This window comes from Streptosporangium sp. NPDC023825 (assembly GCF_040639575.1).
Lineage (GTDB): Bacteria > Actinomycetota > Actinomycetes > Streptosporangiales > Streptosporangiaceae > Streptosporangium.
In genome coordinates, this window is the sequence record NZ_JBFAAE010000003.1 from 268,175 (window position 1) to 283,284 (window position 15,110).

The 15,110-nt window shown below is 72.5% G+C and carries 11 protein-coding genes; all 11 read left to right on the plus strand.

Features of this window, described 5'->3' with window-relative positions:
- Window positions 1–29: 29 nt before the first annotated feature.
- The gene (locus AB0G15_RS04440) at window positions 30–3,413 is read left to right on the plus strand and encodes a DEAD/DEAH box helicase (protein ID WP_362835222.1); all 3,384 of its coding nucleotides are present in this window, start codon (window positions 30–32) and stop codon (window positions 3,411–3,413) included.
- Between the two features lie 15 nt (window positions 3,414–3,428).
- Window positions 3,429–3,734 (plus strand): pentapeptide repeat-containing protein, encoded by a 306-nt coding sequence (locus AB0G15_RS04445; RefSeq protein ID WP_362835324.1) that lies wholly within the window; start codon window positions 3,429–3,431, stop codon window positions 3,732–3,734.
- 164 nt (window positions 3,735–3,898) lie between these two features.
- The gene (locus tag AB0G15_RS04450; RefSeq protein ID WP_362835224.1) at window positions 3,899–4,465 is read left to right on the plus strand and encodes a YbhB/YbcL family Raf kinase inhibitor-like protein; all 567 of its coding nucleotides are present in this window, start codon (window positions 3,899–3,901) and stop codon (window positions 4,463–4,465) included.
- 183 nt (window positions 4,466–4,648) lie between these two features.
- Window positions 4,649–6,265: a hypothetical protein gene (locus tag AB0G15_RS04455; protein ID WP_362835226.1), complete on the plus strand. Its 1,617-nt coding sequence runs from the start codon at window positions 4,649–4,651 to the stop codon at window positions 6,263–6,265.
- A 72-nt stretch (window positions 6,266–6,337) separates the two neighbouring features.
- Entirely contained in the window at window positions 6,338–8,596 is a 2,259-nt protein-coding gene (locus tag AB0G15_RS04460; RefSeq protein WP_362835228.1) for a bifunctional SulP family inorganic anion transporter/carbonic anhydrase, read from the plus strand.
- 68 nt (window positions 8,597–8,664) lie between these two features.
- The gene (locus AB0G15_RS04465) at window positions 8,665–9,657 is read left to right on the plus strand and encodes an NAD-dependent epimerase/dehydratase family protein (RefSeq protein WP_362835230.1); all 993 of its coding nucleotides are present in this window, start codon (window positions 8,665–8,667) and stop codon (window positions 9,655–9,657) included.
- Between the two features lie 8 nt (window positions 9,658–9,665).
- Window positions 9,666–10,094: a VOC family protein gene (locus tag AB0G15_RS04470; RefSeq protein ID WP_362835232.1), complete on the plus strand. Its 429-nt coding sequence runs from the start codon at window positions 9,666–9,668 to the stop codon at window positions 10,092–10,094.
- A gap of 311 nt (window positions 10,095–10,405) precedes the next feature.
- Entirely contained in the window at window positions 10,406–11,602 is a 1,197-nt protein-coding gene (locus tag AB0G15_RS04475) for a hypothetical protein (protein WP_362835234.1), read from the plus strand.
- A gap of 397 nt (window positions 11,603–11,999) precedes the next feature.
- Window positions 12,000–13,172 (plus strand): methyltransferase, FxLD system, encoded by a 1,173-nt coding sequence (gene fxlM / locus AB0G15_RS04480; protein ID WP_362835236.1) that lies wholly within the window; start codon window positions 12,000–12,002, stop codon window positions 13,170–13,172.
- Window positions 13,173–13,481: 309 nt separating this feature from the next.
- Complete coding sequence (locus AB0G15_RS04485) at window positions 13,482–13,877, plus strand: hypothetical protein (protein ID WP_362835238.1); 396 nt, start codon at window positions 13,482–13,484, stop codon at window positions 13,875–13,877.
- A 97-nt stretch (window positions 13,878–13,974) separates the two neighbouring features.
- Entirely contained in the window at window positions 13,975–14,652 is a 678-nt protein-coding gene (locus AB0G15_RS04490; protein WP_362835240.1) for a DUF6766 family protein, read from the plus strand.
- Window positions 14,653–15,110: the final 458 nt, after the last annotated feature.

The window sequence follows — 15,110 nt, forward strand, 5'->3', positions numbered from 1 at the left end:
CTGCACGACGGAGAACTAGGGGTGGTCGCGTGCTCGTGGTCCATGGCGTGTGGGTGGACGGGTTCATGGGGGTCTGGGCGGAGGACACCGCCCAGACCCCCACGTCTGTCTCCCGCGCGGCCCTGCGCCCGCACCCCTTCGCGGCGTCCACGACCGCGCTGGCCGCCGCCCTCGGTGGCATTTTGGGTGATTTATCAAAAGAAGCCGTGAATGAGGCGCTAAGCGAAGTTTCGGGTGGGGCCCTCCCCCGAGGTGCGGGCGGGGGCCGCGGGGGCGGTACGGGCCTCCAGGGGGTCGCCGCGGGCATCCCTGCCGCCACGGGCGTCCCCTCCGCCGCGCGCGTCCCAGGTGTCACGAACGCCGGGGACATCGCGACCCCGGCGAGCGCCACGGCCGTCGAGGGGGAGCTGGTCGTCCTGCTCCCCGGTTCGGCCTCGGGCCCGCTGCCCTCTCCCGAGTCCGGCCTGGCGAGCCGGGCCCGGAATCCGAAGATCTCCGCCTGGCGGGTCCCCGCCCTGCTGTTCCGTCCGGCCGGCGCGCTCGGCCTGCTCGGCTCGCTGTCGGGCCTCGGCCCCGTCCCCGCCGGTCCCACCGCCGGGAGCGGGGGCGGGACCGAGGATCTCGCGTGGGAGCCCGCCCTCTCACTGCGCTACCTCGCGGTGGTCGCCGAGCACGCTCGCGGCCTGGTCCGGCGCGGCCGGATCCTGCCCCAGCTCGCCTTCGAGGGCGGCGTCCACGCGGCCCGCTGGCGCCCGGTGCTGACCGGCGCCGACCTGGCCGCGCTGCCAGGTCTCGCCGCCGCGATGCCGCCGGTGTGCAGGGCGGCGGTGCGCGAGAGACCGGCGGGAGAGGTGCTGGGCGAGGCTCTGGACGACCTGGTCGACGGCGCGGCGCGGCTGTCGCTGCCCGGCCGCCTGATCCTCGGCAACCGTCCCGGCCCCAAGACCGCCCTGCCCGACCGCTGGCTGTACGCGCTGACCGGCGAGGACGCCTCGCTCCCCGGTGCGAGACAGGACGAGGTCACGGCGCTCGGCGAGGCCCTGACCGGCTGGCTCAGGTCGGCACACGAGCTGGGCGGGCCGGTCAGGGTCTGCTTCCGGCTGATCGAACCCGCCGGCGACGGCGACTCCTGGAGGGTCGAGTTCGGCCTGGCCCCGGCGGACGACCTGGACGCCGTCCCCGGCGGGGGACGCGAAGGCGGCGAAGAGCGCCCGGGAGGCCCGGAACGCGAAGGCGGCGGGGAGCTCCCGGGAGATCGGGAACGCGAAGGCGGCGGGAGCGGCGAGGACGGCGGGACCGGCCGGGGGCGTGCGGACAGCGGGCCCGCCCGGTACCTTTCGGCCGAGCGGATCCGGGCCGGTGAGCGGGCGCCGTGGCTGCCCGAGCGGCCCGAGGAGCTGATCCGCGCCGACCTCGGCCGGGCCGTACGCCTTCATCCCGACCTCTACGTCGCTTTGCGCGCACCCGAGCCGGTCGCCCTGACGGTCGAGACGGCGTGGGCGTTCTCGTTCCTCCGCAACGGCGCGCCCGTGCTCAGGGCGGCGGGATACGGCGTGCGGCTGCCGGCCTGGGCCGGACGGCAGGGGCTGGGCCTGAAGCTGACCACCCGCACGCTCACCGGCGACGGCGAGGGCGGGGGGTTCGGCCTCGGCGGGAGGGTGAGCGTCCGGCTGGACGTCGCCGTCGGCGACCACACGATCGGCGCGGAGGAGCTGGCCGATCTCGCCGGGCTCCGCATCCCCCTGGTACGGGTCAAGGGCCGGTGGGTCGAGCTGGACGACCAGCAGGTCAAGGCCGCCCTGAAGGTGATCGAGCAGCGCGGCCGCGGCGAGAGGACCGTCGCCGAGGTGATCCGCGAGGTCGTGGAGGGCGGCGACGAGAGGCTGCCGCTGATCGCGGTCGACGCGGACGGCCTGCTGGGCGACCTTCTCTCCGGCGAGGCCGACCGCCGTCTCACCCCGGTCGCCACGCCCCGGGCGCTGCGCGGATCCCTCCGCCCCTACCAGGAGCGCGGCCTGTCCTGGCTGAGCTTCCTGTCCGGGCTCGGCCTGGGGGGCATCCTGGCCGACGACATGGGCCTCGGGAAGACGATCTCGACCCTCTCGCTCCTGCTGGCCGAGCGCGAGACCGGCACGCCCGCCCCGACGCTGCTGGTCTGCCCGATGTCGCTGATCGGCAACTGGCAGAAGGAGGCGTCCAGATTCGCCCCGTCGCTCCGCGTCCACGTCCACCACGGCGGCGCGCGCAGGCGCGACGAGGAGCTGGCCGCCGCCGTGCGTGAGGCCGACCTGGTGGTCACCACGTACGGCACCGCGCTGCGGGACCTGGGGGCGCTCGCGGGACTCGGGTGGGAGCGGGTGGTCTGCGACGAGGCGCAGGCGATCAAGAACAGCTCGGCGCAGCAGTCCAGGGCGGTGCGGTCCATTCCCGCCCGCACCCGGCTGGCGCTGACGGGCACGCCGGTGGAGAACCACCTGGCGGAGCTCTGGTCGATCATGGAGTTCTGCAACCCCGGCCTGCTCGGCCCGGCCAGACGGTTCAGGACCCGCTACCAGGAGCCGATCGAGACCCGGCGCGACCCCGACGCCACCGCGGCGCTGAAGCGGGCCACCGGCCCGTTCGTGCTGCGGCGGCTCAAGACCGACCGCTCGATCATCTCCGACCTGCCGGACAAGCAGGAGATGAAGGTCTGGTGCACGCTCACCCCGGAGCAGGCGGAGCTGTACAGGGCCGTGGCCGGCGAGATGCTGGGAAAGATCGACGCCTCCACGGGCATCGAGCGGCGTGGCAACGTGCTGGCGACCATGACGAAGCTCAAACAGGTCTGCAACCACCCGGCCCAGCTGCTGAGGGACGGCTCGCGGCTGGCGGGCCGGTCGGGGAAGCTGGCCCGGCTGGAGGAGCTGGCCGAGGAGATCGTCGAGGAGGGCGACAAGGCCCTGGTCTTCACCCAGTACGCCGCGTTCGGCGCGCTGCTGCAGCCCTACCTGGCCGCCCACCTGGACCGGCCGGTGCTGTGGCTGCACGGCGGGCTGCCCAAGGGCAGGCGCGACGCGCTGGTGGAGCGCTTCCAGAACGACGACGAGCCGATGCTGTTCCTGCTGTCGCTCAAGGCGGCCGGCACCGGCCTGAACCTCACCGCCGCCACCCACGTCGTCCACGTGGACCGCTGGTGGAACCCCGCCGTCGAGGACCAGGCGACCGACCGGGCCTTCCGGATCGGCCAGACCAGGAACGTCCAGGTCAGAAAGTTCATCTGCCTTGACACGCTGGAGGAGCGGATCGACGAGATGATCGAACGCAAGAAGGCGCTCGCCCAGAGCGTGGTCGGCACCGGCGAGGACTGGATCGCCGACCTGTCCACCGACCAGCTGCGCGAGCTGTTCCGGCTCGGTCCCGGGGCGGTGAGCTGACATGGCCGGCACCGGATCCGGCGGCAGGCCGCGGGACGGGCGGACCTCCGGGGAACGAGCTTCCGGGGAACGAACCTCCGACGAACGGGCCTCCGGGAAACGAACCTTCGGGGAACAGTCCCTCGGGGAACAGTCCTTCCAGGAACGGATCGGGGACTTCTACTCCCCCGCCGTCTCCCTGAACCGCCTGCGGCCCCGGCCCGACGTCACCGGGGCCCCGGCAGACCTGCTGCTGCGGGCTCTCGAGCCGCCCGCGGTCAAGGTGCGGCACATCCCGCTCGTCGATCTGCTCAGGAAGCCCTACCGGGAACTGGGCGGTGACTGAGGCCCCGGACCCGGCGGTCCGGGGGGCGGGCGAAACTCGTTTTGGACGTCACTCCAACCCCTTCCGTCCCTCGATTTTCCCATATTTCCGGCTTTTTCCCCGCAGCAGAACCTCGCGATCCGGTCTGCACATCTTCCAGACCCGCGTAGCATCATCGGGCATGGGGCAGCCGAAAACGTCTACACGCCGCCTGCGGCACATCTCGAAGGTGACGGTGGCCGCGGCGCTCGTCGTCATGTCCTCGGGCTGCGGGATGGCGAACGGCATGGCCTCGACCGAACGGTTGCAGCTGGAGCCGATCGCCGTCTCCAGCCCTCAGGTCAGGGACGGCGGCCCCCTGCCGTCCGACTACTCGTGCAAGGGCTCGGCCGGCAACCCGCCGCTCCGCTGGTCTCGCGTGCCGGAGGGAACGGAGTCCGTCGCGATCGTGGTGGACAACAACTCCCGGACCGGCGGCGAGGTGAACTGGGTCGTTTTCGGCATCGATCCGCGGACTAACGAGCTACCGGAGGGTAGCGTCCCGGTGGGAGCCGTCGAAGGGAGCACGACGAGTGGCAAGGTGGGCTATAGCCCTCCGTGCGACACCCAGGAGAACTATCGTTTCACTGTCTACGCGCTGAACGGCAAGGTCGAGCTTCGTAAGGGAACCCTCCTCGACAAGACCTTGAAGAGCATCGCGGACAAGACGATCGCCTGGGGACGGCTCACCGCGGCGCACATCGAGTGACTGGCCAAACACCGGAGGTAGTAATGGTTACCGATTCTTCACTTAGGGTGTGACAACGCTCATAGTGGTCCGACACAATCAGATCCAATGTCCAAGCGCAGGTGATGCATGGGGGCAGGTCGCGTCGATGGCCGCGCGACCTCACCGGCGCCGCTGTAAGGCCATGGCCTTGAGGGTGGTGCAATGATCGCGGTCGTAGTAAGCCTGGTCGCCGTCGTGCTCCTCGTGCTCGTCGTCGTGGCACTGGGAATGCGGTCGATGAACCGCAGGGAGAGCGCACTCCCCGCGGAGCGTCTGCGGGAGATGGCGGAGAAGGAGGCGCTGACTCCGACCATGTCCAGCGACGACTTCGCCACCAGAGAACCGAAGATGAACCATTTCACCCCCGACCTGACCCCGTTCGACGAGCCGAAGCCGCCACGCCAGCCGCGGCCGCCGAGCTCGCGGGGCAAGCGCGGGCTGAACGAGTTCGGCCAGGTGGACGACTACGACGACGACTACTGGACGCGGCTCCAGGCCGACGAGGGCGGTTTCGGAGGGTCCTTGGCGGCGCGGATGGGCGCGAGCCGTCCCGTCGAGCAGGACGACCAGAAGGTCGACGCCGACGCGGTGACCGTGCAGGCTCCGCTGCCGACCAGGCCCCAGCCGTCCCGCGGCGCCCAGCAACGCCCCTCGGCCCCACCGGCCAGGCCCGCCGCCGAACCGGCCGTCGCCTCCGCCTCGCTGCCCTCCGGTCTCTCCGACCTGGTGGGCCCGGTCCAGCCGAACCCGGCTCCCACGGCCGCCTCGCTCGCCGAGCAGAAGACCGTGACCTTCGCGGCTCCCACTCCCGGCGCCTTCGGCGAGGCCCGCCCCGCCCGGGCGAGCTCCCGCCGCGGCGGCAACAGGGCGTCCTCTCAGCCGGCCGCCCAGTCCGCCCAGGGCAACGGCGGCTCGCCCCGGTCCGCCCAGGGCGGCCCGTCCCGGCCCGACCCGCTGAACGACCCGCTCGGCACCTCCTACTCCCGCCGCGGCGCGGGCTCCGCGGCGAACGGCGCGGGCTCCCGGCCCAGCGGCGCCGCCTCCCCGGCGGCCGGCAACGGTGCCCCCGGCGCCCGTCCCGGCCCGACCGGCGGCCGTCCCGGCCCGACGACCGGCGGCAGTGTCAGTGGCACTGCTCCGATGCCCCCCATGGGGCCCACGACCAGCGGCGGCTTCCCCGCCGCGGCCGCTCCCGACCCGCTCGCCGCCTCCTACCGCGCCCCGGCGCAGCCGCCCAAGACCGGCAACCCGGCGGACAACCCGTGGGCTCAGGCCACGAACCCCTCGTCGGGGGGCTGGCCGGCGGCGAACACCGCCGACATCCTCGACGACCCCGGCCCGTCCTACTCCTCCTACCAGACGCCGGTCTACAACGCTCCGCCCGCCGGCTCGTACGAGGTCAGCTCGGGCTGGGCCACCATCGAGGACGACGCGATCACCGGCCCGAGCCCGGCGGTCTCCACCTCGACCGGCCCCTCCCGGACCTTCTCCTCCACCCCGGACCGTCCGGCCGACCCGCGGGGCGGGGCGACGAGCGGATCGCCGGGCGGATACGGCTACGAGCCCCGGCAGGCGAGCCCGGCCAGCCCGGCCGCCTGGCCGGAGCCCGGCACTCCCCACGGGAGTGACGCGGCGAGCTGGCCGAGCTACGGCGAGCTCTACGGCACGGCGCCGGCCCCCGAGGCCGCGGCCACCGGCTCCGACGCACGAGGCCGGGCAAGCTCGCGGGGTAACCACCACCGGGCCCAGGAGCCCGACTACCCCGACTATTACCGCTGATTCTTTCCGCCCTCCGTAAAGGCCTCGGGTAAACGCCCGGATGGCATGGGGCAGCACCGTAAGGTCTGCCCCATGGAGACGGACACGAAGAGCGACGGTGTTCTGACAGCGGGTGGCCTCGCCCCCGTGCTGCGGCATGATCTGCCCGCCTCCCTGGTGGTCTTCCTGGTGGCCGTACCCCTCTCCCTGGGCATCGCGGTCGCCTCGGGAGCGCCGCTGGCGGCCGGACTCATCGCCGGTGTGGTGGGCGGCGTCGTGGCGGGTTTCCTGGGCGGCTCCGTCGTCCAGGTGAGCGGGCCGGCGGCCGGGCTCTCCCTGGTGGTGGCCGATCTCGTGATCACGTACGGCTGGCGGGCCACCTGCATGATCACTCTGCTCGCGGGCGTGCTGCAGCTGCTGCTGGGCCTCTGCCGGGTCGCCCGCTCGGCGCTGGCGGTCTCTCCAGCGGTGGTGCACGGCATGCTGGCCGGGGTGGGCGTGGTGATCGCCCTCGCCCAGTTGCACGTGGTGCTCGGCGGAAGCCCGCAGCGCTCCGCGATCGAGAACCTGATCGAACTGCCCCACCAGATCATCCACAACCACACGCACGCGGTCTTCGCCGGTCTGCTGACCATCGCGGTCCTGGTCGCCTGGACCCGCCTGCCGCAGCAGCTGCGGAACCTCCCGGCGCCGCTGGCGGCCCTGCTCGTCGCCTCGGTGACCGCCTGGGCGCTCAACTGGGAGGTCACCCGGATCGACCTGTCGGCCAGCCTGGACTCCTGGGCCGGGCCCGTCTGGCCCCAGGGCGACTGGCACGGGATCATCGGGGCGGTGCTGCTGGTGGCCCTGCTCGCCGGGGTGGAGTCGCTGCTCTGCTCGGTGGCCGTCGACAAGCTGCACGACGGCAGGCGCTCCGACCTCGACAGGGAGCTCACCGGCCAGGGCGTGGCCAACATGGTGACCGGCGCGCTGGGCGGGCTGCCCGTGGCCGGGGTCATCGTCCGCAGCACCACCAACGTCCGCGCCGGGGCCCGCAGCCGGTGGTCCACGATCATGCACGGGGTCTGGATCCTGCTGTTCGCGGTCGGGCTGGGGTGGATGATCGCGCTGATCCCGATGGAGGCGCTGGCCGCGCTCCTGGTCTTCATCGGCGTGCAGATGGTCAACATGGGGCATCTGCGCAACCTGCGCGGCCACAGCGAGGTCCCGGTGTACGTCGTCACGATGGCCGGGGTGGTGCTGCTCGGCCTCGCCGAGGGCGTGCTGGTCGGTCTCGGGCTCGCCGCGCTGTTCGCGTTGCGCCGCCTCACCCGGGTGACCGTGCGGGCCATGGCCGAGCCCGACGGCCGCTGGCACGTGGTGATCGCCGGCTCGCTGACCTTCCTGGGGGTGCCCACGCTCACCTCGGAACTGCGGGCCATCCCCGCGGGGGCCGCGGTCGACCTCGACCTGAACATCGACTTCATGGACAACGCGGCCTTCGAGGCCATCCACGACTGGCGCAACGAGTACGAGCGCGCCGGCGGGACCGTGAACATCGACGAGATCCACGACGAGTGGTACTCCATGGCGGCCAGCGGGGCCCGGGTGTTCCCCGCCAAGACGCCGCCCCGCGCTCCCGACCGGTGGTGGCTGCCCTGGTCCCACCGGCGGAACGGGCAGCGGACGAGCCGTCAGCCGCTGCTCACCGCCCGGTACGCGCCCCGCGACGACGGCCCCGCGAGTCCCGCCGTGCCCGACCTGCTGGCCGGGGCGCGGGAGTTCCACCGGCGGACGGCTCCGCTGGTCCGTCCCCTCCTGCACGACATGGCCCGCGGGCAGGAGCCCTCGCACCTCTTCATCACCTGCGCCGACTCCCGCATCGTGCCGAACCTGATCACCGCCAGCGGTCCCGGGGACCTGTTCACCGTCCGCAACCTCGGCAATCTGGTACCCCGGCTGGGATCGGTGCCGGCGGACGACTCGGTGGCGGCGGCGATCGAGTACGCCACGGGCTCGCTCAACGTCCGCACCATCACGGTCTGCGGGCACTCGGGCTGCGGGGCGATGGCCGCGCTGCTCAGCGGGGGTGAGAAGGCGGCGGGCCTGCCCGCGTTCGGCCGCTGGATGCGCCACGGCAACCACACGCTGGCGCGGTTCATCTCGGGCGAGAGCGCCGGTGAGGACGACGGGCCGCTGGACCGCCTCTGCCGGGTCAACGTGATCCAGCAGCTGGAGAACCTGCGGACCTACCCGCAGGTGGACCGGCTGTTCCGTGCCGGGCACCTGGAGCTGGTCGGCATGTACTTCGACATCGGCACCGCCCGGGTGCACCTGCTGGAGCATCCTCCGGCCGCGAGCCGTCCGCTCTGAGCGGATGCCTTGCGCCACGGGTGAAAGCCGGTGGTCACGCACCGGCCGGGTGCCCATGATGAGGCGCTATGAGAATACTGATCATCGGCGGCACGGTCTTCGTCGGCCGGGCCATCACGGAAGAGGCGCTGCGGCGCGGGCACGAGGTCACGACGTTCAACCGGGGGCGCAGCGGGGTGGACCTGCCGGGCGTGGAGGCGGTCAGGGGTGACCGTGAGGTGCCGGCCGACCTGGACCGCCTGGTGGAGGGCCGGGAGTGGGACGCCGTCATCGACGTCATGGGCAGGATCCCGAGGGTGGTCGGCGAGTCGGTTCGCCGGCTCAGCGGCCGGGCGGGCCTCTACACGTACATCTCCAGCATCTCGGCGCTCGCCGACTTCCCCGCGAAAGAGTGCGACGAGAGCTCGCCGCGGTACGAGTGCGCGCCGGACGCGGGGCCGGAGGACGGCGAGTACGGCGTGCTCAAGGCGGGGTGCGAGCGGGCGGTGGAGGAGGGCTTCGAGGGCGACGCTCTGATCATCCAGCCGGGTCTCATCCTCGGCCCGTACGAGGACGTGGGCCGCCTGCCCTGGTGGCTGGACCGGATCTCCCGGGGCGGGCGGGTCCTGGCGCCGGGTGACCCGGACCGCGCGATGCAGGTCATCGACGTGCGCGACCTCGCCGCGTTCGTCCTCGACCGCGCCGAGGCCGGGAAGGCCGACCGGTTCCTCGCCGGCGGGGTGCCGGGCAACGTCACCTACGGCGGCTGGCTGGCCGAGTGCCGCGCGGTGACCGGCTCCGACGCCGAGTTCGTCTGGGTCGACGACCGGTTCCTGCTCGACCGGGAGGTGCGGCCGTGGACGGAGTTCCCCGTCTGGGCGCCGGACGGTCCCGAGTTCGCCGCGGTCTGGCTGACGTCGTCGGCGAAGGCCCTCGCGGCCGGGCTGACCTGCCGCCCGGTCGCCGAGACCGTACGCGACACCTGGGCGTGGCTGCGCGACGTCCCTGCGGCGGAGCGGTCGTTCCGCGGGCACGGCATCGATCCGGAGAAGGAGGCCAGAATCCTCGCCGAGTGGGCATAGGGGTTTCCATGGACATCCAGCTCACTTTCGACGCCCACGATCCGCCGTCGCTCGCCGCCTTCTGGGCGGAGGCCCTCGGTTACCGCCTCCAGCCGCCTCCCGAGGGGTTCGGCAGCTGGGAGGCCTGGGCGAACGCCCAGGGCATCCCCGAGGAGCAGCACTCCGACCGGTCCGCCATCGTGGACCCGGCCGAGGGGCGGCCCCGCTTCTACTTCCAGCGCGTGCCCGAGGGCAAGACCGCCAAGAACCGCCTCCACCTGGACGTCAACGTGGGCGGTCCGCCCGGCACGCCGCTGGAGGAGCGCCGCAAGCTCGTGGAGGCGGAGGTGGGACGGCTCGCCGCCCTGGGGGCCGTCGAGGTGCGGACGGTGGAGGAGAACGGCGAGTACTGGACGGTCATGACCGATCCCGAGGGCAACGAGTTCTGCCTGCAGTAAGCATGCATTTCTACGCATACATCGTGCTGGTGGACGCATAGATTCATCGCTGTCCGGCTCCGTCCCCCGAATGCCGGACAGCGGTCCACGCTCCCAGGGCCGGGGGTGGGGGGCGGCCGATTCCGCCCTCCACCCACCTGGGCCCCCGTGCTCGGGCCGACTCACGGGTTCCCGCCCCGGCGCGGGCACGGGGTCCGGCTCCGGCGCGGGCACGGGGTCCGTTCGACGGGCGACGCGGGCCGGTCGCCCGCAGGCGGCGCCTGTTCCCCGGCCGCCTTGACGCCGTATTCGGCGCCGCGGATGATCAACGCATGTTCTCACGCGCGGGCCTCATCGCGGCGGGGTTGCTCACCCTCGGGCTGGTCGGAGCCTGCACCGCCGAGCGGAACCCGGCCGGAGGCCCGTCGTCCCCCACGGCCGCGTCACCGTTTCCCTCCTTGTCGCCGCTCCCGTCGTCGCCGTTCCCCTCGTCATCGCCGTTCCCGTCCCCGCCCGGCACGACCACGCCGCCGTCACACCCGGCCACCGTCCCGCCGGCGGCGGAGCCGGAGCCGATGGAGACGTCCCTGGCGCTGCCCGCGGCGACCTCCCCGCCCCTGCCGGCGACCGGTCCGCCGCGGTTCTTCCTGGCCGCGGGCGTTCCGATCGCACGATTCCCCGAAAGGTCCAAGACGGCGACCTTCACCCCCGTACGCCCCACCGTGCACGACGCCGCGACCGGGGCGCTCCTCGCGTCCGTCCGGCTGCCGCCGGGGGTGCGATCCTCGTGGCAACTGCTGGCCGCGGCACCCGACAACCGCACCTTCCTGCTCTCCGGATGGACCGGACCGGACTCCCCCATCCGGTTCTTCCGCGTCACCCTCGCCGAGGACGGGCAGCCGGGCGATCCGATGCCCGTCCCCGGATTGCGGAGCGATCGGCTGGGCCCCGGGTACGCCCTCGCCCTGAGCCCCGACGCGACACGGCTCGTCTACGCCAAGGCGGTCGCGGGAGGGGTGAGGGTCTCCGTCGTCGACCTCGCCACCGGGCGGCGCCGCGACTGGAGCACGGGCGCGTTCTTCACGGTCAGCGGACTGTCCTGGGCTCCGGACGGCCGTCGGATCGCGCTGGCGGCCGGGAACTGGGGCCTCGGTGTCCTCGACCTCGACCGGCCGGGATCCGATCTGCTGGCCGCCACGCGCCTCGTCAGGCCGCACAGGGGCCTGCCTCCCTTGCATTCGGTGGCCTACACCCCCGACGGAGGTGCCCTCGTCTACTCGGCCGGTCACGCCATAGAGCGCGTACCGGTCGACGGCGGGCAGGCACCGCGGCTCCTCGCCCGGGTGAAGCTGCCGGCCACAGCGTCACTGAGCCTTCCCTTCAGCCTCGACGGAACCGGCCGGTACCTGCTCTACGTGCACCGCTGGCGGAGCTTCCGGATCGATCTCACCGATGGTTCGACCACGCCGCTGCCGAAGAGGATCGGTGAGCGCCCGGGCAGGGGCGGCTCCCCGAACGCCGCCTGGTAACGCCCTCCGCGGCCGGCCCCGGAGGCGAGGCGGTGCCGGCGGGGTGCTTGCCGGGCTCCCCGAATCCGCGTGGATCGGGTACGACGACCTGGCGGGTGGCAACGAGCAGGCCGGCCACGTGCCGGTGGCCGCCCCGGCCCCCGGGCCATCCGCGGAGCAGCACGGTGGGTGGTCCCGCGCCGGCGATGTCGTGGCCGCCACGACCGCCGGCCGGGGATCACGGAACGTGACGGGCGTTGCGCGGCACCCGTATGAGAGGTACCGTCACGGCCCGCGGACCGTGCGCTTTCCCGCCCGATTCCAGCACGGGCGCCGGGGGACGGCGTACCACGGGGACGTTCTACATGTGCGGGGGCATATAACTCAGGGCACTACGCATACGGCACGGAGGTCGGCGATGACTGAGTGGCACGCGTTACGGGAAGAGCTGGTCTCGCAGGTACGCGCGCGGGGCATCAGCGAGATCGTGGCCGACGCGTTGCGGACGGTGCCGCGCCACGTGTTCCTGCCGGAACTCGCGGCGGAGGCCGTCTACCAGGACGACGCGATCGTGACCAAGCGCGACGCGGAGGGCCGCCCGATCAGTTCCTCCTCCCAGCCGGCGATCATGGCCCTGATGCTCGACCAGCTCGGCGTGCGGCCGGGACAGCGGGTGCTGGAGATCGGGACAGGAACGGGCTACAACGCCGCCCTGCTCGCCCATCTGGTGGGACCGGAGGGCCTGGTGGTGAGCGTCGACATCGACCCTGACCTGGTGGCGGCGGCCGGTGGGCACCTGGCGGCCGCGGGCCACCCCGAGGTGAGGCTGGTGTGCGGCGACGGCGCCGAGGGGTTCTCGCCGGAGGCGCCCTACGACCGGGTGATCGCCACCGTCGGCGTGTGGGATCTCGCCCCGGCGTGGCTGGATCAGCTCGCGCCCGGCGGGCGCCTCGTCGCCCCGCTGGACCTGCGGGGGGTGCAGCGCTCGGTGGCGATGGAGCGGGACAACGGGCACTGGACGAGCCGCTCGGTGCTGCCCTGCGGGTTCATGCGGATGCGCGGCCCCTTCGCCGGTCCGGAGACGACGCTGGTGCTGGACCGGGAGTCCGACCTGTCGATCTCGCTGCCCGAGGCGAGCGAGATCGGCGACGTGCTGGGGGCGCTCGACGGGCCCGTGGTCGAGCTGTCCACCGAGATCAGCGCCAGCCTCTCCCAGCTCCTCGACGGGCTGAGCCTGTGGCTCGCGGTGCACGAGCCCCGCTGGTGCACGATCTCGGAGGCGCGGCCCGGGTGGCTGGCCTCGCCCCCGCTCGACATGACGGGCTTCAGGATGGCCGTCGGCATCGTCGAGCGCGACAACCTCTGCCTGCTGGAGCCGTCACCGGACGGGACCCTGATCGCGCGCGGCCACGGGCCGGACAGGATGCGGCTGGCGAGCGAGATGGCCGCCCACATCCAGGCGTGGGACATGGCGGACAGGCCCATGACCTCGGGGCTTCGCATCGACGCCTACCGAGGTGACCCGCCCGACGGCGGGCTGCTCATCCGCAAGCGCCACACCACCCTCGCCCTGTCCTGGAAAGACCTCTGACTCCCGCTCATCCTGTCCTGAAAAATGAGACTTCTCTCGATGCCTGGCCCCTTTCCAGGGAAAGGGAAGATGCCCACGATCATGGCCGGGGACCGGCCGTCCTCCCCACGAGAGAACACGGTCGTCGGCCACGGGCGCCGGTGCCGGTGAGCGTGCGACGCGGCGCGGGCGCGACGGCAAAGACGCCGTCCGCCGGACGCCGAGACGGGTCCGCCGGGTGGATGGCCCCGGCCTGGCATGTCATGACGTGCCGCACGCACCGGTGGGCCACGATGTGATAACCACGGTCCGGTGGGGCAGGAGCGAGGGATGAGATTGCATGACGTGTCGGTGGTCGCGGCCGGGGCGGCGCTGCTGGTGTGTGCGGCGGGGTGCGCGTCCGCGGCCGCGCCTTCCGCTCAGCGGGCGGCGCAGGACTTCTACGCCGCCGTGCAGGGCCGCCAGGTGGAGCGGGCCTGCGCGCTGCTGGCTCCGGAGGCGGCCGAGAGCCTGCGCACCGGGGATCAAAGGTGCGAGACCTCTCTCGGCGGGCTCGACCTGCCGGGCGGGCAGGTGCGGGACGTCGAGGTCTGGGGGGATGAGGCCCGGGTGCGGCTGAGCGGCGACACCGTCTTCCTGCACCGCTTCCCTCAGGGGTGGCGGGTCCGCGGCGCGGGCTGCGCATCTCGCGGCGTTCTCCCCTACGACTGCGAGGTGAGCACCTGACATGCGCTTCATGTTCACCGTCACCGTGGCGATCATCGTGGTCGGGCTGATCTGTTTCTTCGTCATCGGCCTGCTGCGACGCTAGGAAGAAAGGATCATGGTGAGACGCTTCGTCAAGGACAACGGCCTCAGCCTGTTCTTCCTGGTCGCGTTCGCGCTGTCCCTGGTCGGCCAGTCTTTCGCCGGTAACGCCGCCGCCAACGCCGACCGGCTCGCCGAGGGCGGGACGGCGCTGTCGTGGCCGGCCTACGTCACCTCCTCCGACTTCGCCGTCGACGTGGCGGAGAACTGGCAGTCGGAGTACCTGCAGTTCCTGCTGTTCATCCTGGCCACGGTCTGGCTGGTGCAGCGCGGCTCGCCCGAGTCGAAGAAGCCCGGCGCGCAGGGAGAGGAGAGTGACGCCGAGCAGAAGATCGGCCGGCACGCGGCTCCCGACAGTCCGGCCTGGGCCGGGGCGGGCGGGTTACGCCAGGGTCTGTACGGCCGCTCCCTCGGCCTGCTGATGGGGCTGATCTTCGTGTTGTCGTGGCTGGCGCAGTCGGTTGCGGGCACGGCCGCCTACAACGCCCGTCAGCTCGCCCAGCTCCAGGACCCTCTCAGCTGGGGGGAGTACGTCGTGTCGGCCGATTTCTGGAACCGGACCCTGCAGAACTGGCAGTCGGAGTTCCTGGCCGTCCTGTCGATGGTCGTGCTCTCGGTCTACCTGCGCCAGCGCGGATCGCCCGAGTCCAAGCCCGTCGGCGCGCCGCACGAGGCGACCGGTGTGGAAGGCTGATCCCGCTCCACATCGGGCTCTTCCGAGCACGCGTCGCGGGCACCGCTTGATGCCCTTGCCCGCTTGACCGTGTCCTCGAAGGCGCGACCGTGCGATCCATGACGTGGAGGTCGCAATCACCGTCACGGTCGACGGCCCGCCGCGAGGACCGGCGTCTTCGAACCGTTCCGGTGGAACCTCGACGGCGTCTCTTCCCGGCTCGTCCCTGGCCGGGCGGGCCACGCCGCGATTCATGATCATCCCTGTTGCGCCAGGTGGAACCGCATTCCCGTTTGTTTCCCGTTTACCGGGAAGACGGAGCAGATCACCGTTCCCAGGGAGCAGGAAGAAGACGAAGATGCCTGGTCTGCGCATAGGCGAAACGGCCACGGCGGCCGTATTGGTCGGCTGTCTGGCCGCGTGCGGAGGAGTCGGGGCCGGCGGGAAGGCGAGCGGACCAGGTGGAGGGGCGGCGACGC